General features: G+C 65.4%; 24 protein-coding genes. 9 read left to right on the plus strand and 15 right to left on the minus strand.

Annotated features, from left to right (window positions below):
- Positions 1-8 precede the first annotated feature (8 nt).
- Together XH83_RS02800 and prmC are read right to left on the minus strand one after the other, a co-directional pair.
- Positions 9-791 carry a DUF4167 domain-containing protein gene (locus tag XH83_RS02800; RefSeq protein ID WP_194405572.1) on the minus strand — a complete coding sequence of 261 codons (783 nt, stop codon included), beginning with the start codon at positions 789-791 and terminating at the stop codon, positions 9-11.
- Between the two features lie 461 nt (positions 792-1,252).
- Positions 1,253-2,149 carry a peptide chain release factor N(5)-glutamine methyltransferase gene (gene prmC, locus XH83_RS02805; RefSeq protein ID WP_194405573.1) on the minus strand — a complete coding sequence of 299 codons (897 nt, stop codon included), beginning with the start codon at positions 2,147-2,149 and terminating at the stop codon, positions 1,253-1,255.
- A 90-nt stretch (positions 2,150-2,239) separates the two neighbouring features.
- Here prmC and XH83_RS02810 point away from each other — a divergent pair, with 90 nt between their 5' ends.
- Positions 2,240-2,665, plus strand: a complete 426-nt coding sequence (locus XH83_RS02810) for an HIT family protein (RefSeq protein ID WP_194405574.1) — start codon at positions 2,240-2,242, stop codon at positions 2,663-2,665.
- Here XH83_RS02810 and XH83_RS02815 read toward each other — a convergent pair whose 3' ends face one another.
- From XH83_RS02815 to XH83_RS02830, 4 genes are all read right to left on the minus strand, one after another.
- Positions 2,666-3,364, minus strand: coding sequence for an ABC transporter ATP-binding protein (locus XH83_RS02815; protein ID WP_194405575.1), 699 nt, complete (start codon positions 3,362-3,364; stop codon positions 2,666-2,668).
- Positions 3,361-5,208: an ATP-binding cassette domain-containing protein gene (locus XH83_RS02820; protein ID WP_194405576.1), complete on the minus strand. Its 1,848-nt coding sequence runs from the start codon at positions 5,206-5,208 to the stop codon at positions 3,361-3,363. The genes XH83_RS02815 and XH83_RS02820 overlap by 4 nt, the downstream gene beginning before the upstream one ends.
- Positions 5,209-5,219: 11 nt before the next feature.
- Positions 5,220-6,095 (minus strand): branched-chain amino acid ABC transporter permease, encoded by an 876-nt coding sequence (locus XH83_RS02825; RefSeq protein WP_194405577.1) that lies wholly within the window; start codon positions 6,093-6,095, stop codon positions 5,220-5,222.
- A 94-nt stretch (positions 6,096-6,189) separates the two neighbouring features.
- Positions 6,190-7,521 (minus strand): substrate-binding protein, encoded by a 1,332-nt coding sequence (locus XH83_RS02830; RefSeq protein WP_194405578.1) that lies wholly within the window; start codon positions 7,519-7,521, stop codon positions 6,190-6,192.
- A gap of 251 nt (positions 7,522-7,772) precedes the next feature.
- Between XH83_RS02830 and XH83_RS02835 the strand changes: the two genes are divergently transcribed.
- Positions 7,773-8,390, plus strand: coding sequence for a hypothetical protein (locus tag XH83_RS02835; RefSeq protein ID WP_194405579.1), 618 nt, complete (start codon positions 7,773-7,775; stop codon positions 8,388-8,390).
- Positions 8,391-8,579: 189 nt separating this feature from the next.
- On the plus strand, positions 8,580-8,993 hold the full coding sequence (locus XH83_RS02840; RefSeq protein WP_349643190.1) for a MarR family transcriptional regulator: 414 nt from the start codon (positions 8,580-8,582) through the stop codon (positions 8,991-8,993).
- A 19-nt stretch (positions 8,994-9,012) separates the two neighbouring features.
- Here XH83_RS02840 and prfA read toward each other — a convergent pair whose 3' ends face one another.
- The 3 genes from prfA to XH83_RS02855 form a co-directional block, all read right to left on the minus strand.
- Positions 9,013-10,098 carry a peptide chain release factor 1 gene (prfA, locus tag XH83_RS02845; RefSeq protein WP_194405581.1) on the minus strand — a complete coding sequence of 362 codons (1,086 nt, stop codon included), beginning with the start codon at positions 10,096-10,098 and terminating at the stop codon, positions 9,013-9,015.
- A 57-nt stretch (positions 10,099-10,155) separates the two neighbouring features.
- Entirely contained in the window at positions 10,156-12,423 is a 2,268-nt protein-coding gene (gene ptsP, locus XH83_RS02850) for a phosphoenolpyruvate--protein phosphotransferase (RefSeq protein WP_194405582.1), read from the minus strand.
- A gap of 352 nt (positions 12,424-12,775) precedes the next feature.
- Complete coding sequence (locus XH83_RS02855) at positions 12,776-14,032, minus strand: aspartate kinase (RefSeq protein WP_194405583.1); 1,257 nt, start codon at positions 14,030-14,032, stop codon at positions 12,776-12,778.
- A 149-nt stretch (positions 14,033-14,181) separates the two neighbouring features.
- Between XH83_RS02855 and XH83_RS02860 the strand changes: the two genes are divergently transcribed.
- From XH83_RS02860 to XH83_RS02875, 4 genes are all read left to right on the plus strand, one after another.
- On the plus strand, positions 14,182-14,649 hold the full coding sequence (locus tag XH83_RS02860) for a PH domain-containing protein (protein ID WP_194405584.1): 468 nt from the start codon (positions 14,182-14,184) through the stop codon (positions 14,647-14,649).
- A gap of 14 nt (positions 14,650-14,663) precedes the next feature.
- Positions 14,664-15,431, plus strand: coding sequence for a bifunctional 2-polyprenyl-6-hydroxyphenol methylase/3-demethylubiquinol 3-O-methyltransferase UbiG (ubiG, locus tag XH83_RS02865; RefSeq protein ID WP_194405585.1), 768 nt, complete (start codon positions 14,664-14,666; stop codon positions 15,429-15,431).
- A gap of 110 nt (positions 15,432-15,541) precedes the next feature.
- Positions 15,542-15,823 (plus strand): GIY-YIG nuclease family protein, encoded by a 282-nt coding sequence (locus XH83_RS02870; protein ID WP_194405586.1) that lies wholly within the window; start codon positions 15,542-15,544, stop codon positions 15,821-15,823.
- Positions 15,824-16,087: 264 nt separating this feature from the next.
- On the plus strand, positions 16,088-16,987 hold the full coding sequence (locus XH83_RS02875; protein ID WP_194405587.1) for an EamA family transporter: 900 nt from the start codon (positions 16,088-16,090) through the stop codon (positions 16,985-16,987).
- Here XH83_RS02875 and XH83_RS02880 read toward each other — a convergent pair.
- Genes XH83_RS02880 through XH83_RS02895 form a run of 4 tightly spaced genes read right to left on the minus strand, consistent with a single transcriptional unit; the run spans position 16,984 to position 19,461 of the window.
- Positions 16,984-17,469 carry a DUF1178 family protein gene (locus XH83_RS02880; RefSeq protein WP_194405588.1) on the minus strand — a complete coding sequence of 162 codons (486 nt, stop codon included), beginning with the start codon at positions 17,467-17,469 and terminating at the stop codon, positions 16,984-16,986. The genes XH83_RS02875 and XH83_RS02880 overlap by 4 nt on opposite strands.
- A complete protein-coding gene (locus XH83_RS02885; protein ID WP_194405589.1) occupies positions 17,466-18,344 on the minus strand; it encodes a carbon-nitrogen hydrolase family protein in 879 nt (292 codons plus the stop codon). The genes XH83_RS02880 and XH83_RS02885 overlap by 4 nt, the downstream gene beginning before the upstream one ends.
- Positions 18,341-18,616 (minus strand): glutaredoxin 3, encoded by a 276-nt coding sequence (gene grxC / locus XH83_RS02890; RefSeq protein WP_194405590.1) that lies wholly within the window; start codon positions 18,614-18,616, stop codon positions 18,341-18,343. The genes XH83_RS02885 and grxC overlap by 4 nt, the downstream gene beginning before the upstream one ends.
- A gap of 47 nt (positions 18,617-18,663) precedes the next feature.
- The gene (locus XH83_RS02895) at positions 18,664-19,461 is read right to left on the minus strand and encodes a ComF family protein (RefSeq protein WP_194405591.1); all 798 of its coding nucleotides are present in this window, start codon (positions 19,459-19,461) and stop codon (positions 18,664-18,666) included.
- Between the two features lie 146 nt (positions 19,462-19,607).
- Here XH83_RS02895 and XH83_RS02900 point away from each other — a divergent pair, with 146 nt between their 5' ends.
- Positions 19,608-20,456, plus strand: a complete 849-nt coding sequence (locus XH83_RS02900; protein ID WP_194408145.1) for a methyltransferase domain-containing protein — start codon at positions 19,608-19,610, stop codon at positions 20,454-20,456.
- Positions 20,457-20,584: 128 nt separating this feature from the next.
- Here the strand turns inward: XH83_RS02900 and XH83_RS02905 are convergent, their stop codons facing one another.
- A complete protein-coding gene (locus tag XH83_RS02905) occupies positions 20,585-20,995 on the minus strand; it encodes a (deoxy)nucleoside triphosphate pyrophosphohydrolase (protein WP_194405592.1) in 411 nt (136 codons plus the stop codon).
- Between the two features lie 141 nt (positions 20,996-21,136).
- Between XH83_RS02905 and XH83_RS02910 the strand changes: the two genes are divergently transcribed.
- Positions 21,137-22,489: a TadE/TadG family type IV pilus assembly protein gene (locus XH83_RS02910; protein WP_194405593.1), complete on the plus strand. Its 1,353-nt coding sequence runs from the start codon at positions 21,137-21,139 to the stop codon at positions 22,487-22,489.
- A 41-nt stretch (positions 22,490-22,530) separates the two neighbouring features.
- On the opposite strand, the gene argJ is transcribed toward XH83_RS02910, so the two are convergent.
- Entirely contained in the window at positions 22,531-23,790 is a 1,260-nt protein-coding gene (gene argJ / locus XH83_RS02915) for a bifunctional glutamate N-acetyltransferase/amino-acid acetyltransferase ArgJ (RefSeq protein ID WP_194405594.1), read from the minus strand.
- Positions 23,791-23,829: the final 39 nt, after the last annotated feature.

Raw genomic sequence — 23,829 nt, forward strand, 5'->3', positions numbered from 1 at the left:
GAACAGGCTTATTCGCCGGGCGCGACTTCGTCGCTCGAGGCGGCAGGTGCTGCCTCGCGCTCGGGGCGCGGGCCATGCGGCCGGCGCCGCCGGCGCGGAAAGCGTTCGCCACCGCCGCCACCTTCGAAGCCGGGTTGGCCGCCATTGGCGCCGACATTCACTTGCGGCTGCGGACCGGTGATGAAGGACGGCAGGCGATCGACGCTGCCGGCATCGGCGATGACGGGCTGCGGCTGGTTCGCGGGCAGCGGCTGCGGCTGATATTGCGGCTGCGGGCGATGATCGCGTTCGCGGTGCTCGCGCGGCTGCTGGTCGCGCTGATAAGGCTGCTGCTGGTCGCGTTGCTGATGATCACGCTGGTGATGATCGCGCTGGCCGTCGCGGTCGCGCGCGAAAGGCTGCTGCTGCGGCTGCGGGACGAAGCCCGGCTCCTGGCCGAAATTCGAGAAATTCTCGCCGTCGTCCTCGCCGTCGTCGCTGTGGCTGCTGACGGGCTCGTCACCGCGCGGCTGCTGGTTCTGGCGGAACTGCTCCTGGGCCGCCGCGATCAGGCGGAAATAATGCTCGGCATGCTGGTAGTAGTTCTCCGCCGCAACGGGATCGCCGGACGAGCGCGCGTCGCGCGCAAGCTGGAGATACTTTTCGGCGATGTGCGAAGCGGTGCCGCGGATCTTGATGTCGGGTCCGTTGGACTCGTAGACCCGGGTCATCGGGTTCTGGCTGCGCCGGTTGTTGTTGTTGTTATTGTTGTTGCGGTTGCGCATCCGCTGCTTGTTCTGACCGTTTCTCATGTCCTGCCTTTAATTCCAGCCCTAAAGGTTGCACGCATTACTGATTGCTAGGAGTGACCTGGCGACAGCGGTTCACATTGCCCGTGCGCACCGCGCGCAAGAGCGGATTGATCCCTGCCGATGTTCGTCGACCGTCGCGTTCAACAAGGACGCGTTCCCCACCCGCCAGCATTGATCGCCAGCGAACCCATTCATTTTGCCTGCCGAAACAAGCCCAGCTTTGTTGCGTAAGTCTTCAAGCGCAATATCAGGCTTTCGTTCACGTTGCGGTCGGAGAGCAGCGCAGCTCCACTGGCTATCGCGCTTCACAGGACCTGCGGCTTGGAACCTTTATCAGTAAAGCTCTCGCCCGAGAGCCCGGCTTTCGCCCGTAGGTCTACGGGGCCGGCACCGATGTGTTGATCGGAACGTAGTCGTTCCCAAGGGATATTCCAAGAGCTTTTTGCAGGCCAATCCGGCTTTTATGGGGGCATTTTTCGGGCCGAAACGGCCCGCGGAATGCCCGCCAGGTCGGCCTTGGCCGGCCTGTCCAACGTTAACCCCGCCGCTGCCATCAGGGTTTCAATGTTTCTCGCCTGGCCCTGTCCGGCCTCGACGATCAGGGCGCCGCCGGGCGCGAGGCGCTCGGCCGCCTGCGGGATAAGGGCGCGGTAAGCATCATATCCGTCGTTGCCGCCATCGAGCGCCAGATGCGGATCGTGCTCGCGCACCTCGACGCTCAATGTCGGAATTTCGGCCGAGGGGATATAGGGCGGATTCGACACGATGAGGTCGAACGGGCCGCGCAGCGCCGACGCATAGGAGCAAGCGACGAAGGCCGCCCGGTCGCCGAGGCCGAGAGCGGCGGCATTGTCGCGCGCCGTGTCGAGCGCCGCCAGGCTGACATCGGTGCCGATGCCAAACGCATCGGGAATTTCGTGCAACAGCGCCAGCAGGATCGCGCCCGATCCGACGCCGATATCGGCGATGCGCGGGCGCCGTCCCGATATCGTCAGCCCGCGAAAAATCTCGAGCGCCAGTTCGACAACGGTCTCGGTGTCCGGCCGCGGCACCAGCGTCGCCTCGGACAGCCGGAACGGCATGCCCCAGAATTCCCGCGCGCCGAGAATGCGAGCGACCGGCTCGTGCGCCAGCCGGCGTTGCGCATATCGTTCGAGGCGTGCGGTTTCTTCAGGCGTGAGCGTTCGCGCCGCCTGCGTCACCATTCCGGTCAGATCGAGCTCCAGGGCCGCGCCGACGAGCAGGCGAGCATCGAGGGCGGACTCCTCGATGCCGGCCGATCGCAATCGCGCGGCGAGGGCGCGGCGCGCACTCTCGATGCTGTGTCCGGGATCGAAGCTTGTCGTCAATGGAACCATCCTGCCTGGCATCGTGGATAGATCGGCAGGCTTGCTTGCGTCAACGGAAAGGAGCGCGTTTGATCACGCCTCGCAAGCGTGGAGGGGTCCATGACGGCCTATGACGATCAGAACGTCTTCGCAAAGATCCTGCGCGGCGAGATTCCCTGCTTCGAGGTGTTCAGGGACGATCGCAGCTTCGCCTTCCTCGATATCATGCCGCGCTCGCCCGGGCACACGCTGGTGATTCCGCGCGCGCCGGCGCGCGGCATCCTCGACATCGCCGATGACGATCTCGCCGCGGTGACGAGAACCGCCAAGCGGATCGCGATTGCGGCGATGAGGGCGTTCGACGCCGAGGGCATCATCCTGCAGCAATTCAGCGAGCCGGCCAGCGGGCAGGTGGTTCTTCACCTGCACATGCACGTCATGCCGGTCAGGTCCGGGATCGAGCTGTTGCCGGCGCAGACGCGGAAAGAGGACATGGCCGTGCTCGCCGATCACGCCAAGCGGATGGTCGCGGCGCTCGGCGGTTAATCAAACGCCGAGATAGCGCTGCAGCAGTTCCGGCTGGGCCTTCAGCTCCTGCGCCGGTCCCTCATGCACGATATGGCCGTTGTTGATGATGTAGATCCGGCTCGCCAGGGCCAGCGTGGCCGCCAGATTCTGCTCGACCAGCACGATGGTCTGGCCGGCGGCCGCCAGATCGCGGCACGCCTTGACGAGATCGTGGACGATGACGGGCGCGAGGCCCTCGAACGGCTCGTCCAGCAGCACGATCTTGGGATCGCGCACCAGCGCCCGCGCGATCGCGAGCATCTGCTGCTCGCCGCCGGAGAGCTCGGTGCCGCGATTGTTGCGCCGCTCCTTCAGCCGGGGAAACATCTCGTAGATGCGCCCGAGCGGCCAGCGTTTCGGCGCGGTGATCCCGGCGAGAAGGATGTTCTCCTCCACCGACAGGCTGCCGAAGATCCGGCGTTCCTCGTGCACGAGCTGCATGCCGGCCTGCGCGATCTTGTGGCTTCGGCGTCCGGCGATGTCGATGCCGTCGAATTTCACGCTGCCGCTGCGCGGCGTCACCACGCCCATCAGGCTCTTCAGCGTGGTGCTCTTGCCGGCGCCGTTGCGGCCGAGCAATGCCACCACCTCGTGACGCTCGACATGCATGGCGACGTCGAACAGGATGTGGGAATCCCCGTAATAGCTGTTCAGGCCGTTGACCTCGATCAGGCTCATGCGGCGATCTCTCCGTGAACGCCGCCGAGATAGGCTTCCTGCACCGCGGCGTTGGACTTGATTTCTTCCGGTGTGCCCGAGACCAGCACGCGGCCTTCCTGCAGCACGGTGACGCGCTCGACCAGCTCGAACAGGGAATCCATGTCGTGGTCGATGATGATCATGGTGCGGCCGCGCGCGATCGACTTCAGAAGCCTCACCGTCTCGACCCGTTCGCGCGGGCTCATGCCGGCGAGCGGCTCGTCGAGCAGCAGCAGGCGCGGCGAGGTCGCGAGCGCAAGCCCGATCTCCAGCCGGCGTTTCTCGCCATAGGCGAGCTCGGAGACGGGCGTGTCGGCGCGGCGGGTGAGATTGACCAGTGCCAGCGTGTGCTCGACCTGCTCGGTCAGGCCCTTGACGCTCGAGAGCTTGCGGAACAAATCAAGCCGGAATTTTCCGCGCAGCTCTGCGAGCGCGGCGATCGTCAGGTTCTGGCGCACGGTGAGGCCGGTGAAGAGCTGGTTGACCTGGTAACTCTTGGTGAGCCCGAGCTGGCAAACCTCGGTGACCTTCAATCCCGTGATGTCGCGCCCCTCGAACACGATCCGGCCCGACGTCGGCGCGATCTCGCAGGTCAGCATCTTGAAGAAGGTCGACTTGCCGGCACCGTTGGGGCCGATGATGCCGCGCAGCTCGCCCTGATTGACGCTGAAATCGATGTCGCTGTTGGCGACGAGGCCGCCATAGCGCTTGGTGAGACCGGTGGCCTTCAGGATCGGCCCGGAATAAGCGGGGTGCTCGACCTCCTTGGCCTGCATCGGCGCCGGCGCGGCTTGCGGTGTCGCCTCGGCGTCCGCAGCTTCCTGTTCAGTCTCGGCTTCCGTTCGCTGACGCTTGCCGGAGACGAGGCGGTAGAGATCGGCAAGTCCGCCAATGATGCCGCCGCGCAGGAAGCAGACCAGCAGCACGAACACGACGCCGAGCACCAGTTTCCAGGCCGCACCCAAGCCCAGCGCTGACTGCAGGAAATCCTGCAGGAACAGCCAGACGGTTGCGCCGACCAGAGGTCCGAACAGCGTGCCGCGGCCGCCGATGGCGGTCTGCATCACCAGCTGGCCCGAGGTGTCGAAGGTGAAGGCGTCGGGCGGCATGAAGGCCTGGAGCACGCCGAGCAGGCCGCCGGCGAAGCCCGCATAGGCCGCTGCGATCACGAAAGCCGTCAGCTTGTAGCCGTGGATGTTGTGGCCGACGGCGGTGGCGCGCAGCGGATTGTCCCGGATCGCGCTGAAAATGGCGCCGACCGGCGAGCGCACGATCCTGAGCGCGATGATGACGCCGATGAAGTAGCACAGCGCGATAAACTGATAGAGCGACCAGCCATTGGTGAAGTGAATGGTGGTGAGGCCGAGATCGAAGCTCGGCGTCGGCACGCCGGGCAGGCCGTTCTCGCCGCCGGTGAAGTCGGAGAGCGGATTGAACTCGACGAAGAAGAACACCTCCGCGATCGCCACGGTGATCATGGCGAAATAGATGCCGGTGCGGCGCAGGGCGATCAGGCCGATCAGATAGCCGGTCGCGGCCGCCGCGATCATGCCGATGATCAGCGCGCCGAGCACGTTGCCGAAGCCGGCACGGGTCAGAAGGTAGGCCGCGACGAAGCCGCCGGTGCCGTAGAAGGCGGACTGGCCGAACGACAACAGGCCGGTGAAGCCGAACAGGATGTCGAAGCCGAGGCCGAACAGGCCCCAGACCAGGATCCGGTTCACGGTGTTGGGCGCGAAGCCGAGATGAGGCAGCACGAAGGGAGCTGCGATCAATCCGATCGCGGTCAGGGTCTCGATCAGGAACGGGCGTTGCTTGAGCATCGGGAAATCGCTTACTCGCGGCCCTGGACGCCGAGCAGGCCATGCGGTCGCACCACGAGCACGAGCGTCATCGCCGCAAACAGCATCACATAGGCATAGCCGGGGTTGAACATGGAGGTGACGCTGATGATCTCGCCGGCGATCAGGCCGCCGAGGATCGCGCCGGGGAACGAGCCGACGCCGCCGATCACCACCACCACGAAGGTCTGGACCAGGATGTCGTCGCCGATGCCCGGTGTCAGCGACACCACCGGCGCGTTGACGATGCCGGCAAAGCCGGCGGCCATCGCGCCGATGCCGAACACCACCATGAAGACGCGGTAGACGTTGATGCCGAGCGAATCGACCATCACCGAATCCTCGATGCCGGCCCGCACGATCATGCCGAGCCGGGTCCGGTAGAGCACGATGAACAGCGCGCCGAGCGCGACCGCGACGATGCCGACCACGGCGAGGCGGTAGGTCGGATAGAACATGAAGCCGAGATTGGTGATGCCCTGGAACAGCGCCGGGGGCGGCACCAGCTGCGACTGGCTCGAGAAGGCCAGGCGCACGAGCTCGACGAAGCAGATGCCGAGCCCGAAGGTCACCAGCAACTGATCCTCGTGCGGGCGATGATAGAAGTGGCGGATGATGACGCGCTCCATGAGCACGCCCAGCAGCATCACGAACAGCGAGCCCGCGATGACGGCAAGGATGAACGATTCCGTGTACTGGTAGGCGACGAAGCCGGCATAGCCGCCGATCATGAACATCGCGCCGTGCGCGAGATTGAGCACGCCGAGCGTGCCGTAGATGATGGTCAGGCCGGAGCTGATCAATGCGAGCAAGGCGCCGAGCGCCAGCCCGTTGAAAAGCTGCGAGACGAGGTTGGGCCAACTGATCATGAACTGGTCACTGTGCGGGGCGCGACGGAGAGTCAAAAAAGGTGACGCCGCAGGTGCTGGAAGCGACCTACGGCGTCAGAGGAGTAGCGCGGGCTCAGCTATAGTCGCCGGGATGGCAGCCGAACGCGTCGGGCTTCTGCATCAGGCCTTCGCCGGGGACGATCTCGACCACGTCGTACCAGTCTTCCTTGTTCTTCATGTCCTTCTGCTGCTTGCCCTTCACGATCAGGACGGGACGGATGCACTGATGGTCCTCGGGACGGTAATGCACGTCGCCGACGAGCGAGGGGATCGTCTCGCCCTTCTCATAGGCCTTGATCACGTCGGGCGGGTTGAAGCTGCCGGCCTGCTCGCACATGCGGGCCCAGTGCGCGAAGCTGACATAGGCGTTCTCGGCGCCCCATTCCGGTTTGTAGCCGTACTTCTTCTCGAAGGCCTCGTTGAACATCTTCGCCAGCGGGAACTTGTCCTCGATCGTCCACCAATAGTCGGTGGCGGCGTAGACGCCCTGCATCAGGCCGCCGGTCTCGCGCGCGATGAACGGCACCTGATACGGGACCACCAGCTTCATCTTGTCGAGCACGCCGAACTGCTTGGCTTGCTGGGTCGACAGCACCGCGTCGTGACCCCAATTGACGTTGATCAAGACGTCCGCGCCGGAATTGGCGACGTTCAACAGGTAGGAGGAGTAATCCGGCGCGCCGAGCGGCGCGACCTGGTTGGTCACGGTGGTCCAGCCGGCGGTCGCAAGGAAGTCCTGCATCGACTTGGTGACGGTGTGGCCGTAGGTGTAGTCGGGCGTGAGGTACGCGGCCTTCTTGCCCTTGCCGAATTCCTTGACCATGACCGGACCGATCGCCGCGGCGGCGGTCTGGCCGAAGAAGTTCTGGCGGAAGCCGTAGCGGACGCAGTCCTTGCCGGTGGTGTCGTTCGAGCCGGAGATGCCGCAGACGAAGATCACCTTCTCGCGTTGCGCGAGCTTGTTGAGCGCGACCGCGACGGCACTTGACGTGCCGCCGGTAATCATGATCGCCTTGTTCTCGCTGATGAAGCGCTGCTGCGCCTGCACCGCCTCGTTCGGCTTGGCGGCGGAATCCGCAACGCCGAACTTCAGTTCCTTGCCGAGCACGCCCTTGCTGGTCTTCGGCGAGATCTTCTTGATTAGCTCGTGACCGCTGTTGATGTGCTCGATCGCGAGTTGATAACCCTTGAGCTCGTCTTCACCTTGCACGGCGTAGGTGCCGGTGCGCGGCACCGAGATTCCGATGAAGGCGGTGGAGCCCGAGACGCCCGCGGGATAGGAGCCGATCGGCTTGTCCTCGGCGAAGGCCGGCATCGCGGGCAGCACCGAGCCGCCGATGAGGCCCGCCGTGGTCTGGAGCAGGCCGCGGCGCGACAGGCCGCGGCGGATGAGATCGTCAGTCATGATCGTTTCCTCCGAACGTCGTTCTTGTTTGCAGGCAAACACAACCCGTCCGGCGGCAACCGACCTCGATGGGTCTGCTCGCGCCGGGCACGTCACATCCGCGTGTAGCTCTTGGACCTAAACATTGCTTGTGAAGACCTTCTGTCAATTTCGCCTTTGGTCGAACGACCGAAATTATCACGTGAAAACATATCGGATCACGATATATATTAGTCTTTGTGAGTACGAAGCAGACGGGTTCGGCGAGGGACATGACGCGGCGGACGGTAGCAGCGGGCACGCGAAAGCGGCGGTCCTGGCCTCTGGAGACGGAGCCGCAGGAGCCGGCGTGGCCGGCGGCGGAGGGCAACGAACAACGCGCGGCACCGCCGTCCGGCGAAGCGGTTCGCGTCTCCGAACCTCGTCACAGGCCGATCGGCGAGCGGGGTCCGGCGGTCGGCTCCGTTCAGGCGAAGCGCCTGCCAGCTCCGATGAAGAAGCTGAGCGTACGCGCCCAGAACGTCCTCAAGGAGCTCGCGGTCGAACTGACGGGCGAGCAGCCGCCGAAAGGAGCATGGTCGCCCTCGCGTGAACTGCTGCTGGCGCTGACAGCCGAGCGCCTCGCGACCGCGCGCAATTGCGGCCCTCATACCATGCGGGAGATCGTCGACTGGGCGCAGGGCTGTGGCGTGACCATCAGTCCGGTGATCCCGGCCGGCGGCTCGCTGTCGCAGATGTGGGGTGAGCTGATCGCCAGCGCGTCGGCCGGTAGCCTGACCAGCGCCGAGATCGCTGGTGCTCTGCAGCGCTCGATCCGGCGGAAGAGCGTCCGCATCCCGCTCGCATTTCAGGTCATCCTGGTGAAGATCCTGCTGTCCGGGTTCGAATAGGCATTCGGTTAATTGTGCATGTGCGGTACCGGCCCGGTTGGTTCCGAGGCTGCATCTTGCTACTTTGGACTAAGTCGCTCGCGTCCCCGGCTTGACAGTGTCGAGGCAGGGCGGCCAGGCACGGTCCAGGCGATGCAGGCGCGGCGATCCAAGACGACGAAAACCACCCCGGGCTCGAACAGCCGTACGATGCGTGACGCCGATTACGCGGCGCTGGCGCAGTTTCGCTATCAGATCCGAAGCTTTCTGGCCTTCAGCGAGCAGGCGGCGGCGAACGAAGGATTGACGCCGACGCAGCACCAGGCACTGCTCGGCATCAAGGGCTTTGTCCGTCCGGGACCTGCGACGGTCGGCGATGTCGCGCGCTTCCTGCTGATCCGGCATCATTCCGCAGTCGAACTGGTCGACCGTCTGGCCAAGCTCGGGTTGGTCAGCAGGCTTGCCGATCCCAATGACGCCCGGCGCGTGCACCTCAATCTGACCAAGAAGGGTGAGCAGAAGCTCCGGGCACTCTCGCGGAAGAACCTCGAAGAGCTTCGCCATGCCGCGAGCCCGGCCTTGGGGCGTCTGCTGAAGTCGTTCCAGGATTCCGGCGAGACCTGATTCGCGGTGATCGCGCCTGTCAGGCCGCGACGCCTTGGGCGGCGAGCTGCGCGGCCTGGTGCTCGGTGGTCAATGCGTCGGTCAATTCGCCGAGCGCTTCGCCCGCGATCACCTGCGGCAGCTTGTAGAGCGTCAGGTTGATGCGGTGGTCGGTGACGCGTCCTTGCGGGAAATTATAGGTGCGGATGCGCTCTGAGCGGTCGCCGGAGCCGACCTTCTCCTTGCGCTCGGCCGAGCGCGCGGCGTCGACGCGCTGCCGCTCGGCGTCGTAGATGCGCGAGCGCAGGATGTTCATGGCGGAGGCGCGGTTCTTATGCTGCGAGCGCGAGTCCTGCATCATCACGACGATGCCGGTCGGAATGTGGGTGATGCGGATCGCCGATTCGGTCTTGTTGACGTGCTGGCCGCCCGCGCCTTGCGCGCGCATGGTCTCGATGCGGAGGTCGTCGTTCTTGATCTCGACGTCGACATCCTCGACCTCGGGCAGCACGGCAACGGTCGCCGCAGAGGTGTGAATGCGCCCCTGCGTCTCGGTGTCAGGCACGCGCTGCACGCGATGCACGCCGGATTCGAACTTCAGCTTGGAGAACGCGCCGCGGCCCTGCACCTCTGCGATGATTTCCTTGTAGCCGCCCACGGTGCCTTCGCTGGCCGAGATCACCTCGACCTTCCAGCCCTGCAGGGCAGCGAAGCGCTCGTACATCCGGAACAGGTCTCCGGCGAATAGCGAGGCCTCGTCGCCGCCGGTGCCGGCGCGGATTTCCAGCACCACGTTGCGATCGTCCATGGCGTCCTTGGGCAGCAGCGCCACGCGGATCTTCTGGACCAGCTCCTGGATCTTCGGTGCGAGCTCGTCGCGTTCGGCTTCCGCCATGCCGCGCATCTCGGCATCGGTTGCGGGATCGGCGATCAGCGCCTCGGTATCGGCGAGCTCCTTCACGGCGGAACGGTAGGCCTTCACCGCTTCGATCAGCGGCGTGATCTCGGCCAGCTCGCGCGTGACCTGCACGTAACGTTCGGAGGAGAGCTGCCCCAGCGATTCGGCCTCGAGAGAGGCATGATGTGCAAGGAGCACGTCCAGTTTGGCTTCGGGGAGTGACGACATCGGTTCAGTCTCAAATGGCGGAAAGAGGCGAGGCGGCGGGAGGCGGCGACAGGCCCGCTACAAGGCCAGGCCTTCGGCCTCGGCAAACTCCGTCAACTTCTGCCGGATCGAGACGCTGCCCGCCGGCGCGTCCAGGAGCGGGCCGAGCATGGCTTCGGCCTTCTTCGCATCGAGGTCGATCACCATGGCCTTGACCGGGCCGAGCGCGGTCGCCGACAGCGACAGCGAGCGATAGCCCAGCCCGATCAGCGCCAGCGCGCCGATCGGCTTGGAGGCCATCTCGCCGCAGAGCGAGAGCGACTTATTCGCCGCATGGCACTTGCGCGCGATCTCGCGCAGGGCGCGCAGGATCGGCGCCGACATGGTGTCGAAGCGCTCGGACACTTTCGCGTTGCCGCGATCGACGGCGAACAGGAACTGGAACAGGTCGTTGGAGCCGACCGAGATGAAGTCGACTTTCCGCAAGAGCTCGTCGAGCTGGTAGAGCAGCGCGGGCACCTCGACCATGGTGCCGATGTCGATCCGTTCAGGCAGCGTGTGGCCGTGCTGGCGTAAGTAAGTGAGCTCGCGCTCGACCAGCGCCTTCGCCGAATCGAATTCGGCGACCTCCGAGATCATCGGGAACATGATGCGCAAGGCGCGGCCGCCGCCGGCGCGCAGCAGCGCGCGAATCTGGCCGCGCAACAGGCCGGGGCGATCGAGCCCGAGCCGGATCGCGCGCCAGCCGAGCGCGGGATTCTCCTCGATCACGGCTTCCATATAGGGCAGCGCCTTGTCGCCGCCGATGTCGAGGGTGCGGAAGGTGACGGGCTTGGGGCCGGCGGCATCCAGCACGGTGCGATAGAGCGCCAGCTGGTCGCTGGTGCGCGGCAGGCTCTGGCCCACCATGAATTGCAGCTCGGTGCGGAACAGGCCGATGCCGGCGCTGCCGGTGTCCTCGATATGCGGCAGGTCGATGGCAAGGCCTGCGTTGATCATCAGCTCGACCTTCTGGCCGTCCCTGGTGACGCAGGGCCGGTCGCGCAGCGCCAGATATTGCGCCTGGCGGCGGGCGCGGAAGCGCACGCGCTCGGCGAAGGCGGCTTCGACCTCCTGTGACGGGCGCACATAGATCGAGCCCGAGGTGCCGTCGACGATGATGGCGTCGCCGGGGTCGGCGATGCCGGGCGCGTTCGGCACTTCGCCGACCGCGGGAATTCCGAGCGCGCGCGCCACGATCGAGACGTGGGAGTTGGCGGTGCCCTCCTCCAGCACGATGCCGCGCAGGCGCTTGCGATCGTAGTCGAGCAGCGCCGCCGGGCCCATCGCGCGCGCGATGACGATCGCGTTGTCGGGCAGTTGCTCGCGCGAGGGCGCGTGGTCCTGGCCGACCAGCTGCCGCATCAGGCGGTAGCCGAGATCCTCGAGATCGTGCAGCCGGTCGCGCAAATAAGGGTCGGTCGAGCGCAGCATGCGCGCGCGGGTGTCGGACTGCACGCGCTCGACCGCGGCTTCCGCGGTGAGGCCCGTGGCGACCGCCTCGTGCAGCTTGTGCGACCAGCCCTGGTCGTTGGCGAACATGCGATAGGCTTCCAGCACCTCGCGATGCTCGCCGCCCTCGGCGACGTCGCCGCGCTCCAGCATGCGGTCGAGATCGGCGCGCAGCTTGGCGAGCGCGGTGTCGAGCCGCTTGATTTCCTTCGGCAGGTCCTCGGCGATGTAGTCCTTGATGACGACGCGCGGCTCGTGCAGCACGACGTGGCCGAGCGCGATGCCCTCCGACAGGATGGCGCCGACCTTCTGCGCGGAATGGCGCGCCGCCGGCTCCTGGCCCGGCTGGGCCAGCGCGGAGAGCTCGCCCGAGGCGATCAGCTCCGCCAGCACCATCGCGGTGGTCTGCAGCGCCTCGAGCTCTTCCTCGACGTAATTGCGCTTGGCGCGGTTCTGCACCACCAGCACGCCGAGCGTGTTGCCGGCCCGCAGGATCGGCACGCCGAGGAAGGAGTGATAGATTTCTTCGCCGGTCTCGGGGCGGAACGAGAAGGCCGGATGGCTCTGCGCATCGTTTAAGTTGAGCGGCGTCGCCTCGCTGGCGACGAGGCCGACCAGGCCCTCATGGGCGCTCAGCACCGTGTGGTGCACCGCCTCGCGGTTGAGGCCTTCTGTGGCGTAGAGCTCCAGCGTGTTGTCGATGCGCAGCACATAGACCGAGCACACCTCGGCCACCATGTTGGCGGCGATCAGCACCACGATCTTGTCCAGCCGCTCCTGGGCCGAGACCTGCTCCGCCATGGTTTCGCGGAGCCGTCTCAACAAGACGCGGGGACCTCCCGACGCGCTCCGCATGAACCGTCAATCTCCTCCGTCTGCCGGGCCCGGCGGTATCGGCCGGCGGCTGGCCCAAAATTCCAGAAAAACAACCAAATTGTTTGTCCGGCGCAGGCGCAAACCTTCGCTTGCACCGAATCAGCGGCCTGAACTGGGACACAGTTTGCGGCAGCCCACCCTGTTCGCCGTATAGCGAATTGGGGCTTGTTTTGCCAAGCAAAACGCCTGCCAAACGCGAAAGTGTGGACACCTCGGCGTTTGCTGCGACCGCTAAGAGAAAATTAGCCTAAGCGCGGTCTGGAACGTAAGAAGCGGTTTTCCGGAAAGACCATGCTCAGACAATAACGGGAAGCGCGACCGTGGTCGCGCTTCAGGCCTGATCGAGACCGTAGAGCGTGTGCAGGGTGCGCACCGCGAGCTCGGTATAGGCGGTGTCGATCAATACCGAGAATTTGATCTCGGAGGTTGTAATGGCCCGGATGTTGATATTCCGCCCGGCGAGGGCCGAGAACGCCTGGGCCGCGACGCCCGCGTGGCTGCGCATGCCGCTGCCGATCACCGAGATCTTGGCGACGTCCGTGGCGGTATCGAGCCTGGCGTAACCGATCTTGGCCTTGGCGGCGGTAATCGTGTCCTTGGCGCGGGTATAATCGGCCGCCGGCACCGTGAAAGTGAGATCGGTGGTCTTGCCGTCCTCGGAGACGTTCTGCACGATCATGTCGACGTTGATGTTGGCATCCGCGAGCGGGCCGAAGATCGAGGCCGCAACGCCCGGCTTGTCCTCGATCTGGCGCACCGAGATCTGGGCCTCGTCCTTGGAGAAGGCGATACCGGTGACGACGTGGCTTTCCATGATCTCCTCCTCGCTGCAGATCAGCGTGCCGGGCGGCTGGTTGGCATGCGGGTCGATATCCTCGGGCTTGTCGAAGCTCGAGCGGACGAAGATCGGCATGTTGTGGACCATGCCGAGTTCCACTGAGCGGACCTGGAGCACCTTGGCGCCCTGGGAGGCCAGTTCCAGCATGTCTTCGAACGCGATCTTGTCGAGCCTCTTGGCCTTCGGCACGATTCGCGGGTCAGTGGTGTAGACGCCGTCGACGTCGGTATAGATGTCGCAGCGGTCGGCCTTGACGGCCGCGGCAACGGCCACGGCCGAGGTATCGGAGCCGCCGCGGCCGAGCGTGGTGATGCGGTTGGTCTTGGGCTCGATGCCCTGGAAGCCGGCGATGACCGCGACCTCCTTGCGCTCTTTGAAGCGCTTGATGATCTCGCTGCCGTCGATGTCCTCGATCCGGGCCGAGGCATGGGCGTCGCTGGTCTTGATCGGGATCTGCCAGCCCTGCCAGGAACGGGCCTGGATGCCCATGCCCTGGAGCGTGATGGCCAGCAGGCCGGAGGTCACCTGCTCGCCCGAGGCGACCACGGCGTCGTATTCGCGCGCGTCGTGCATCGGCGAGGCCTCGGTGCACCAGGCCACCAATTCGTTGGTCTTGCCGGACATCGCCGAGACGACCACGGCCACCTCGTGGCCGGCGTCGACCTCACGCTTCACATGGCGTGCGACGTTGCGGATACGTTCGATATTGGCGACGGATGTGCCGCCGAATTTCATCACGAGGCGGCTCATGACGACGCGTGCATTCCTTCAAAGGGATCAGTATGGTGGCCCGCACCGGACGGTCCTGGCGGACACCGACCGCGCGTATACATAGCGGCGAGGCCGGGGGCAAGCGGGTTCCTGCGGGGCCGGGTGCGGGCAATGGGTTAGCTGAGGTCATGGCGCGTTATATCGACGAGATTCTGCAGCCCGGCGAGAAGGTGCTGTATTCGACCAATGCGCACTGGATCTTCTATTTTCCGGCGATCCTGGCCTGGATCGTGACGCTGGTCCTGCTGATCCTGTCGCGCCAGGTTGTTATCGACTGGCTCGTTCTGCTCTGCCTGGCGGCCGCAGCCGTCGCGGCGCTGGCGGCCCTGTACTGGACCATCAAGGGCTGGTTCCACCGCTTCACCACCGAGACCGACGTCACCAATCTCAGGGTCGTGCACAAGACCGGCTTCATCAAGCGTCGTACCTTCGAGATGGCGCTGGACAAGGTCGAGAGCGTCGACGTCGACCAGACCATTCTTGGACGTATTCTCAACTACGGCGACGTGACGATTCGCGGCGTCGGTGAGGGGATCGAGACGATCAAGACCATCGCCTCGCCGCTCGCCTTCCGTAGTTCGATCACCACGCGGTAGGACCGCGCGTAACCATGAGCATGCAGCAAAATACTTCCGTTTCCGCCCAGCCCGGCTCGACCGTCGACGCCGCCGAGATCGCCAAATTCTCAAAACTCTCCGCGGAGTGGTGGGACCCCAACGGCAAGATGGCGCCGCTGCACCGGATCAATCCGCTGCGGCTCGGCTATATCCGCGATGCCGCCTGCCGCAAGTTCGAGCGCAACGTGCGCAGCCTCAACTGCCTCGCCGGCTTGCGCGTGCTCGACATCGGCTGCGGCGCCGGCCTTCTGTGCGAGCCGCTGTCACGCTTGGGAGCGCAGGTCATCGGCGTCGATCCCTCGCAGAGCAACATCGCCGCGGCGAAGCTGCATGCCGACAAGGGCCATCTTGCGATCGACTACCGCTGCACCACGGTCGAGGAGATCGACCCGCGCGAGCGCTTCGACATCGTGCTGGCGATGGAAGTGGTCGAGCATGTCGTCGATGTCGGCGTCTTCCTGAAGCGCTGCGCCGCGATGCTGAAGCCGAACGGCCTCATGGTGGTCTCGACGCTGAACCGCAACTGGAAGAGCTTTGCGCTCGCCATCGTCGGCGCCGAATATGTCCTGCGCTGGCTGCCGCGCGGCACCCACGAGTGGAACAAGTTCGTCACCCCCGACGAGCTGACGAAATACCTGCTCGACAACCGCCTCGTCATCACCGAGCAGACCGGCGTGGTCTACTCGCCCTTCGCCGACAAATGGTCGCTCTCGTCGGACATGGACGTGAACTACATGATGGTGGCGGAAGCGATGGTGTGAGGGCGTATGAGTGAGATGCGATCTCTAACTCCCCGGGCGGTGTCGTCCCTGCGAACGCAGGGACCCATAACCACAGGCCCATCGAGTTAGCCAAGACGGGCGCCCCGAGCATGTACTACGTCTACATCCTCGCCAGTCGCCATCACGGAACGCTCTACATCGGCGTCACCAACTCACTGCAGAAGCGGATGGAGCAGCACCGCGCCGGCAAGGGCTCCGAGTTCGTCAAGCGCTACGGCGTGCATCGGCTGGTCTACACCGAAGCCTATGAACGCGTCGAGGAGGCGATTGCCCGGGAAAAGCAGCTCAAGCGCTGGAAGCGCGACTGGAAGATCGAGCTGATCGAGCGAGACAATCCGGACTGGCGAGATCTGAGTGATCTGTTGGTTTGACAGTGTGATGCCGCCCAGCAAATGTCGTCGTCCCTGCGAACGCAGGGACCCATACCGCGTGATCTCTCGTGGGGTTCGGTGTGATATGCGCGGGTTGGCAGCCTTCGCCAAACTGCTCCCTGGGGTTATGGGTCCCTGCGTTCGCAGGGACGACAGTGTGCTTGTTGCAAGAGCATCGCACCCATGACGCTCGTGTGGTTGACCAGCGAGGATGTTCCCGTCACGCTAATAAACCCACCTTCCTAAGCACTTTAGCCCCCTCCCATGCTCACCGTCGCCAGCCTCTGGATTCCCTTCACCATCGTCGCCGCGCTGGGCCAGGTCGCGCGGAACGCGATGCAGCGGTCGCTCACGAAGCCGCTGGGGACTTGGGGCGCGACCAATATTCGCTTCCTGTTTGGCTTCCCGTTCTCACTGGTGTTCCTCGGCGTGGTGCTGATCGCGACCGGCGATCATCTCGGTATGCCGCCGACCGCGTTCTGGCCATGGCTGCTGCTCGGGGCGCTGAGCCAGATCGTCGCGACAGGCCTGATGCTGCTCGCTATGAACGATCGCTCCTTCGTGGTGACGACGGCGTACCTCAAGACCGAGGCGATCCAGACCGCGATCTTCGGCTTCGTCTTCCTCGGCGATCACCTCACCTTTCTGAAAGTGCTGGCGATCGTGATCGCGACCGTCGGTGTCGTCATCACCGCGCTGCGCCCTGGCGGGGAAAAGAGCTTTGCCGAATTGAAGCCGACCATCACCGGCCTCGTCGCGGCAGCGGCTTTCGCGCTTTCCGCGGTCGGCTTTCGCGGCGCCATCATCAACGTGCCTGGCGTCTCCTTCGTGACGGCGGCCTCGTTCACGCTGGTGCTCGGATTGTTCGTGCAGACGCTGGTGCTGACGATCTATCTGCTCTGGCGCGCGCCAGCGATATTGCAGGCGATCCTCGGCCTGTGGAAGCCGTCGATGCTGGCGGGCTTCATGGGCGCCTTCGCCTCACAGTTCTGGTTCCTAGCCTTCGCGCTGACGGCCGCCGCCAATGTCCGCACGCTCGCTCTGATCGAGGTGCTGTTCGCACAAGCCGTGGCCTATTACTCGTTCAAGCAGCCGATCGCGCCGCGCGAGATTTTTGGCATCGCGCTGATCGTCGTCGGCGTGGCGGTGCTGGTGGGGGCTTAGTTCCGGTCTTCCGGCAGCGTCGGCAGCGGCGAGACCTCGATGCCTTCGTCGATCAGCGACTTCGCCTCTTCCGGCGAGGCCTCGCCATAGATCGGGCGATGTTCCTTGTCGCCGTAATGCATCGCGCGGGCTTCGTTCGCAAAGCGCTCGCCGACGTTGTCGGCGTTCTTGACGATGTGGTCGCGCAGCTCCTTGAGCTTGTTGCGCAGCTCTTTCTCCTGCGCCATCAGCAGCGAGGTCGGCCCTGACGGCGCGGCCTCGGGCGCGGCGGCAGTCGTGACCGGCTCCGGCGGCGGCGTCGCACGGCCGCGGCCCTTCTTGCCGACAATGCGCGGGGCCATGATCGCTTTGTCGACCTTGGCCGAGCCGCAGATCGGGCAGGCCACCAGCTTGCGCTTGACCTGCTGGTCATAGGCCGTCGAACTTTGAAACCAGCTCTCGAATTCGTGGTCCCGGTCGCAGCGAAGTGCGTAGCGGATCATGCCGATCCCCGCACGAGGTGCAGATGGTCCGGTCCGGCCTTGGGATCGGACACGCCGAAGCGGCGGCCGTGCTGGAGCGAGGGAATCGCGCGGCGCGCGGTCTCGACCTTGGCCGGATCGATCTTGGCCATGATGATGCCGGGCTCGACGTCGCCCTCGGCGAGGATCTCGCCCCAGGGGTCGATGATCAGCGAATGGCCATAGGTCTCGCGCTTGTTCTCGTGGGTGCCGGCCTGGGCCGCTGCGAAGATGAAGCAGCCGGTCTCGATCGCGCGCGCACGCAGCAGCACGTGCCAATGCGCTTCGCCGGTCTTGCGGGTGAAGGCCGAGGGCACGGTGATGAAGTAGGCGCCACTCTCGGCGAGTGCGCGATAGAGCGCGGGGAAGCGCACGTCGTAGCAGATCGTCAGGCCCATCCGGCCCCAGGGCAGGTCGGAGATCACCGCGGTCTCGCCCGGCTGGTAATTGGCGGATTCGCGATAGCTCTCGCCGTCCGGCAGCTCGATGTCGAACATGTGGATCTTGTCGTAGCTCGCGAGCACATTGCCCTCGGGCCCGATCAGGAAGGAGCGGTTGACCGCCTTTTCGGCGGAGAAGCGCAGCGCCAGCGAGCCGACATGGAGATGGATCTTCAATTCGGCCGCGAGCGCCCGGTAGGCTTTCAGCGAGGTGTCGTTCTCTTCGCTCTGCAGATGCTCGAACAGCGCCTTGCGGTTCAGCTGCATCATGTTGCTGACTTCGGGCGTCTGCACGTAGTCGGCGCCGTTGGCGGCCGCCTGCCGGATCAGCTTGGTGGCTTGTTCAAGGCTGGGCCCCGGCATCAGGCCGGTGCGCATCTGCACCATCGCGGCGGTGAACGTGCGGTCTTCGCTCATGAGGTTGCCTTCACGCTTTCGAGCATGCCGTCGAGCTTGCCTTCGCGGTCGAGCGCGTAGAGATTGTCACAGCCGCCGACATGCGTTCCGCCGATCCAGATCTGCGGGAAGGTCGAGCCCTCGCCGGCGCGGTCGTACATCTCGTTGCGCCAGGACGGGTTCTTGGCGACGTCGAATTCCGTGAACGCCGCCTTCTTGCGGCTCAGCAGCGACTTGGCGGCGGAACAATAGCCGCAGCCCGGCCTGGTGTAGATCTCGACAGCAGCAGTCATCTCGTCTGGCGCTCTCTTGTCATGAATCCATTGAATTATATGGGACTTTACCGGGGATCCACAACCCGGGCGAAGACCAGGACGTCGACCTGGGCGGCCTTGGCGCGGAGCAGGGCCCGTGCGCAGGCATCCAGCGTCGCACCCGAGGTCAGGACATCGTCGATCAGGACAATGCGGCGGCCCTGGATTTCAGCCTGGCGGTCCGGGGATACTTGAAATGCGCCCTGCACATTCGTGGCGCGCTGGGCCCGCGACAGGCCGATCTGCTGCTCGGTGGCCCGCACCCGGCGCAGCACCTCGGCCTTCGTCCTGACCCCGCTCTGCCGCTCGATGATCTGCGCCAGCGCCCCGGACTGGTTGTAGCGGCGCCGCCAGGCCCGCCGCCAGTGTAGCGGCACCGGCACCAGCATGTCGGCCCCGGCCAGCAGCTCGCCGCCCGCCCGCGCCATCCAGCGCCCCATGGCGGGCGCGAGATCCGTGCGGTCCTGGTATTTCAGCGCATGCACCAACGTGCGCGCGACGTCGTCATAGCGTACTGCCGCGCGGGCCCGCTGGTAGGCCGGCGGGTTCGCGATCGCCTCCATCGACAGCATGTCCGGGCCCGGGTCGTAGACGAAGGGGATGCCGAGCCGCGGGCAATAGGGCCGTTCGATGAACGACAGCCGCGCCCAGCACGAGGCGCAAACGCCCTCGCCATCGACCGGCTCGCGGCAGGACACGCACAGCGTCGGCAGCGCGATGTCGAGCGCGAGCCGCGCCGCCCGCGCCAGCACGTGGCGGCCGGCCGTCCACGCGGCACGCAGCGGTGAGGCAATAGAACGGGTGGGGGCGGCGTCGGCGTCCATGGGGGGAGGCTAGCGTTCCACGCTTCCGGGCTCAAGCCACGCTCTCGTGCCCCGGTCGCAGCGCAGCAGCGCTAAGAGCGCTGCAGCGCGTCCGGGACAAGAGAGAGGAGATTGCATTGGCCAGCGTGATCGGCGTAACCAGCGGCATGGCCCAGCCCCCGCAAACTCCGCCCGCTTTGTTCGATCGCGCCTTGCTGCACGCGCGGCAGCGGCGTGCGCAGGCGCAGGGTGCGGTAAGCTTCCTGCTCGATCGTGTCGCCGAGGACATGGTGGAGCGGCTCGCCGCGGTGATGCGCGAGTTTCACGCCCCGGTCGATCTCTGGACGCCGGGCGATGGTCTGGCGCCCCTCCGCACGCGCCTTCCCTCCATCTCGCACATCGCGCTTGATGCGGCCGGCGCGGAAAAACTTCCCTTCTCGCCGGACAGTCTCGACCTCGTCGCCTCGGCCCTGGCGCTGCAATTCGTCAACGATCTGCCGGGCGTGTTCGCACAAATTCGTCGGGCGCTGAAGCCGGACGGGCTGCTGCTGGCCGCGATGATCGGCGGCGACAGCCTGACCGAGCTGCGTCAGGCCTTTGCGGCGGCCGAGGCCGAATGCGAGGGCGGCGTGTCGCCGCGCGTGGCGCCGTTTGCGGATTTGCGCGATGTCGGTGCGCTGCTGCAGCGGGCGGGCTTCGCGCTGCCAGTGACCGACGTCGACCGCGTCGTCGTGCGCTACGGCAATGCGTTCGCCTTGATGCAGGATCTGCGCCGCATGGGCGCGGCCAATGTGCTGATCGAACGCCGCCGCACGCCGAGCCGGCGCGCGACGCTGCTGCGGATGGCCGAGATCTATGCCGAGCGATTTGCCGATGCCGACGGCCGCATCCGCGCGACGTTCGACATCATCTGGCTCTCCGGCTGGGCCCCGCATGCGAGCCAGCAGCAGCCGCTGAAGCCGGGATCGGCGAAGGCGAGCCTGGCGGAGGCGGTGAGGAAGGCGGGGAAAGAGTGAGCCGTGTCCCGGACGCGCTGCAGCTTTCTTACGCTGCTGCGCAGAGCCGGACCCAGTCTGCGGTAAGTATGGGCCCCGGCTCAGCAGCGCACCGCAAGGGCGCTGCGCTGCGTCCGGGGCACGGCAACTCACATCAGCAGATCAATCAAATGCGGGATCAGCGGAATATCCGCGGGCGGCATCGGGTAGTCGCGCAGCTTGTTGGCGCGCACCCAGGCCAAGGCCTGGCCCTCGCGCGAGGCCACCTGTCCTTCCCAGCGCCGGCAGATGTAGAGCGGCATCAACAGGTGGAAGCTCTCATAGCCGTAGCTCGCGAAGGTCAGCGGCGCGAGGCATGGTTCGGCGACGGTGATGCCGAGTTCCTCGTGAAGTTCGCGGATCAGGCTCTGCTCCGGCCGCTCGCCGGGCTCACACTTGCCGCCGGGAAATTCCCACAGGCCGGCGAGCGCCTTGCCCTCGGGGCGCTGCGCGATCAGGACGCGCTTGTCGGCATCGACCAGCGCGCAGGCCACCACCAGGGTCAGTTTGAGATCGGCCATGTCCGGAATGTCGCTCGCTGGGGTCGTTCGCAAGGATTCGTTAACCGTACTGAGGGGCCACGATTCCAGGGGCCCCATAAGTCATATTTAATCAAGGGTTCCTAGAGTGGGAACATATTTAAACCATTCCGGGCTCCATCCATGCGCGCCGTGCTTTGCTCCCTTATCGGCCGGTTCGCAACCGACCGGCGCGGCAATGTCGCGGTGATTTTCGCACTCGCCTGCGTCCCCCTTGTCACGGTGGTTGGCTGCGCGGTCGATTACTCCCGCGCCACTCAGATGCGGGCCAAGCTGCAGGCTGCGGCCGACGCGGCCAGCGTCGGCGCGGTCGCCAAGGCATCGCCGGCCTTTGCGGCCGCGGGCACGATGACCTCGGACGGTTCGATTCCCGTGGGCGTCACCGACGCCAGGAACATCTTCAATGCCAACGTCGCCAATCTGACCGGCTATACGCTCGACAGTCTCACGCCGACGGTGGTCAAGAACGGCTCGACGGTCACCTCGACCGTTGCGTTCAAAGGCACCATCAACACCATGTTCCTCGGCGTGATCGGCAAGACCTCGCTGACGACGAGCGGCACGTCGACGGCGACGGCGAGCATGCCGCTCTATGTCGACTTCTACCTCCTGCTGGACAATTCGCCGTCGATGGGCGTGGCGGCAACGCCGGCGGACGTCACCAAGCTGGTCAACGCGACCACCGGCAACAGCTTCAAGCCGAACGACCAGTGCGCGTTCGCCTGTCACGACTACAACGACCCCGACAATTACTACAATCTCGCCAAGTCCATCGGCGTGACCACGCGGATCGACGTGCTGCGCAGCGCGACGCAATCGCTGATGGATACGGCTGCCGCGAGCCAGACCTATTCGAACCAGTTCCGCATGGCGATCTACGATTTCGGCGCGGCGTCAAAGACCATCGGCTTGCGGGCGCTTTTTCCGTTGTCCTCGAATTTGTCGAGCGCGAAGACGGCGGCCGGCAACATCGACCTGATGGGCGTCTACGGCAACAACGACAGCTATACCAAGGATCAGGACACGCAGTTCAGCACCATCTTTCCGGCGATCAACAACGAGATCCCCAACCCCGGAAGCGGTAAATCCAACGCTCCCCTGAAATATCTGTTCTTCGTCTCCGACGGTGTCGCCGACGAAAGCAATCCGGGCTGCCTGAAGCCGCTCTCGGGGTCCTCACGTTGCCAATCGCCGCTCAATGCGTCGCTCTGCAAGACGATGAAGGATCGGGGCGTCAAGGTCGCGGTGCTGTACACGACCTATCTCGCGCTGCCCACCAACGCCTGGTACATGAAATGGGTCGATCCGTTCAATGCCGGCCCCTATGGTCCCTCGCCGAACAGCGAGATCGCGCAGAACATGCAGAGCTGCGCTTCGCCGGGGCTGTATTTCGAGGTGAGCCCGACCCAGGGCATCTCGGACGCGATGAATGCGCTGTTCAAGAAAGCGGTCGCGGACGCCCGGATCTCGGGGTGACTGTTCCCGTCTCCCCGTAAGAACGCGGCGAGGGTGAAGACTCAGGACCTGTAATCCCCGTTGATCGCCACATATTCCTTGGTGAGGTCGCAAGTCAGCACGCGGTCGCGGCCCTTGCCGAGACCGAGCGAGACCTTGATTGCGATCTCCGGCGCCTTCATCGCTTCCGACACCTGGGCCTCGTCATAATCGGGATCGCGCGCGCCGCTCTTGGCGACGCGGATGCCGTTGAAGGAGATCGAGAGCTTGTCGCGATCGGCCGGCTCGCCGGCCTTGCCGACCGCCATCACCACGCGGCCCCAATTGGCGTCCTCGCCGGCGATCGCGGTCTTGACCAGCGGCGAATTGGCGATCGACATCGCGATCTTGCGGGCCGAGGCCTTGGTCTTGGCGCCCTCGACCGTGATCTCGACCAGCTTTCGCGCGCCTTCGCCGTCGCGGGCGACCTGTTCGGAAAGATTTGCCAGGATCAGATTGAAGGCCTTGGTGAAAGCCTTCAGGCGCGGATCGCTGGCGCGGCTGATCTTGGGTGCGCCATGCGCGGCGGCAGCCCCGGTCGCGAAGGCCAGCAGCGTGTCCGAGGTCGAGGTGTCGCCGTCGATCGTCACGGCGTTGAAGGTGTCCTCGACGCCGGCCTTGAGCAGCGCCTGCAGCGCAGCGGGCGCGATCGGCGCGTCGGTGAAGATGAAGGACAGCATCGTCGCCATGTCGGGCGCGATCATGCCGGCGCCCTTGGCCATGCCGTTGATGGTGACCTTGGCCTTGCCGAGCTTGACGGTCGCGGTCGCGACCTTCGGGAAGGTGTCGGTGGTCATGATCGCCTTGGCCGCGGCGAGATAGTCGCCCGCTTCCGCGGTCTCGGCGAGGCGGCCGAGCACGCCGTCGAACTTGGTCGCGTCCAGCGGCTCGCCGATCACGCCGGTCGAGGCCAGGAAGATCTCGCTTTCGCTGCACCCGACCGCCTTGGCCGCGATCTTGGCGGTCAGCGCGGTGGAGGCGCGACCGGTCTTGCCGGTGAAGGCATTGGCATTGCCGGAATTGACGACGAGCGCGCGCGCCAATCCTTTTTTAGAAGATCCGCCGCCCTTCAGCTTGGCGCGGCACCATTCCACCGGCGCGGAGGGACATTTGGACTTAGTGAAGACGCCGGCCACCGCCGTGCCCTTGTCCATCACCGCCAGCAGCACGTCGGTGCGGTTCTTGTAGCGGATGCCGGCCTCGGCCGTCGCAAGGCGGACGCCCGCGATCACGGGCATATCGGGAACGTGCTTGGGGGCGAGCGGGGAGACGGTTGAGGACATCGCGGGGCGCCTTGGTGGGATCTGGATATGCAGATGCCC

It is taken from the genome of Bradyrhizobium sp. CCBAU 53351 (assembly GCF_015291745.1).
In the GTDB taxonomy this organism is placed as follows: Bacteria; Pseudomonadota; Alphaproteobacteria; order Rhizobiales; family Xanthobacteraceae; genus Bradyrhizobium.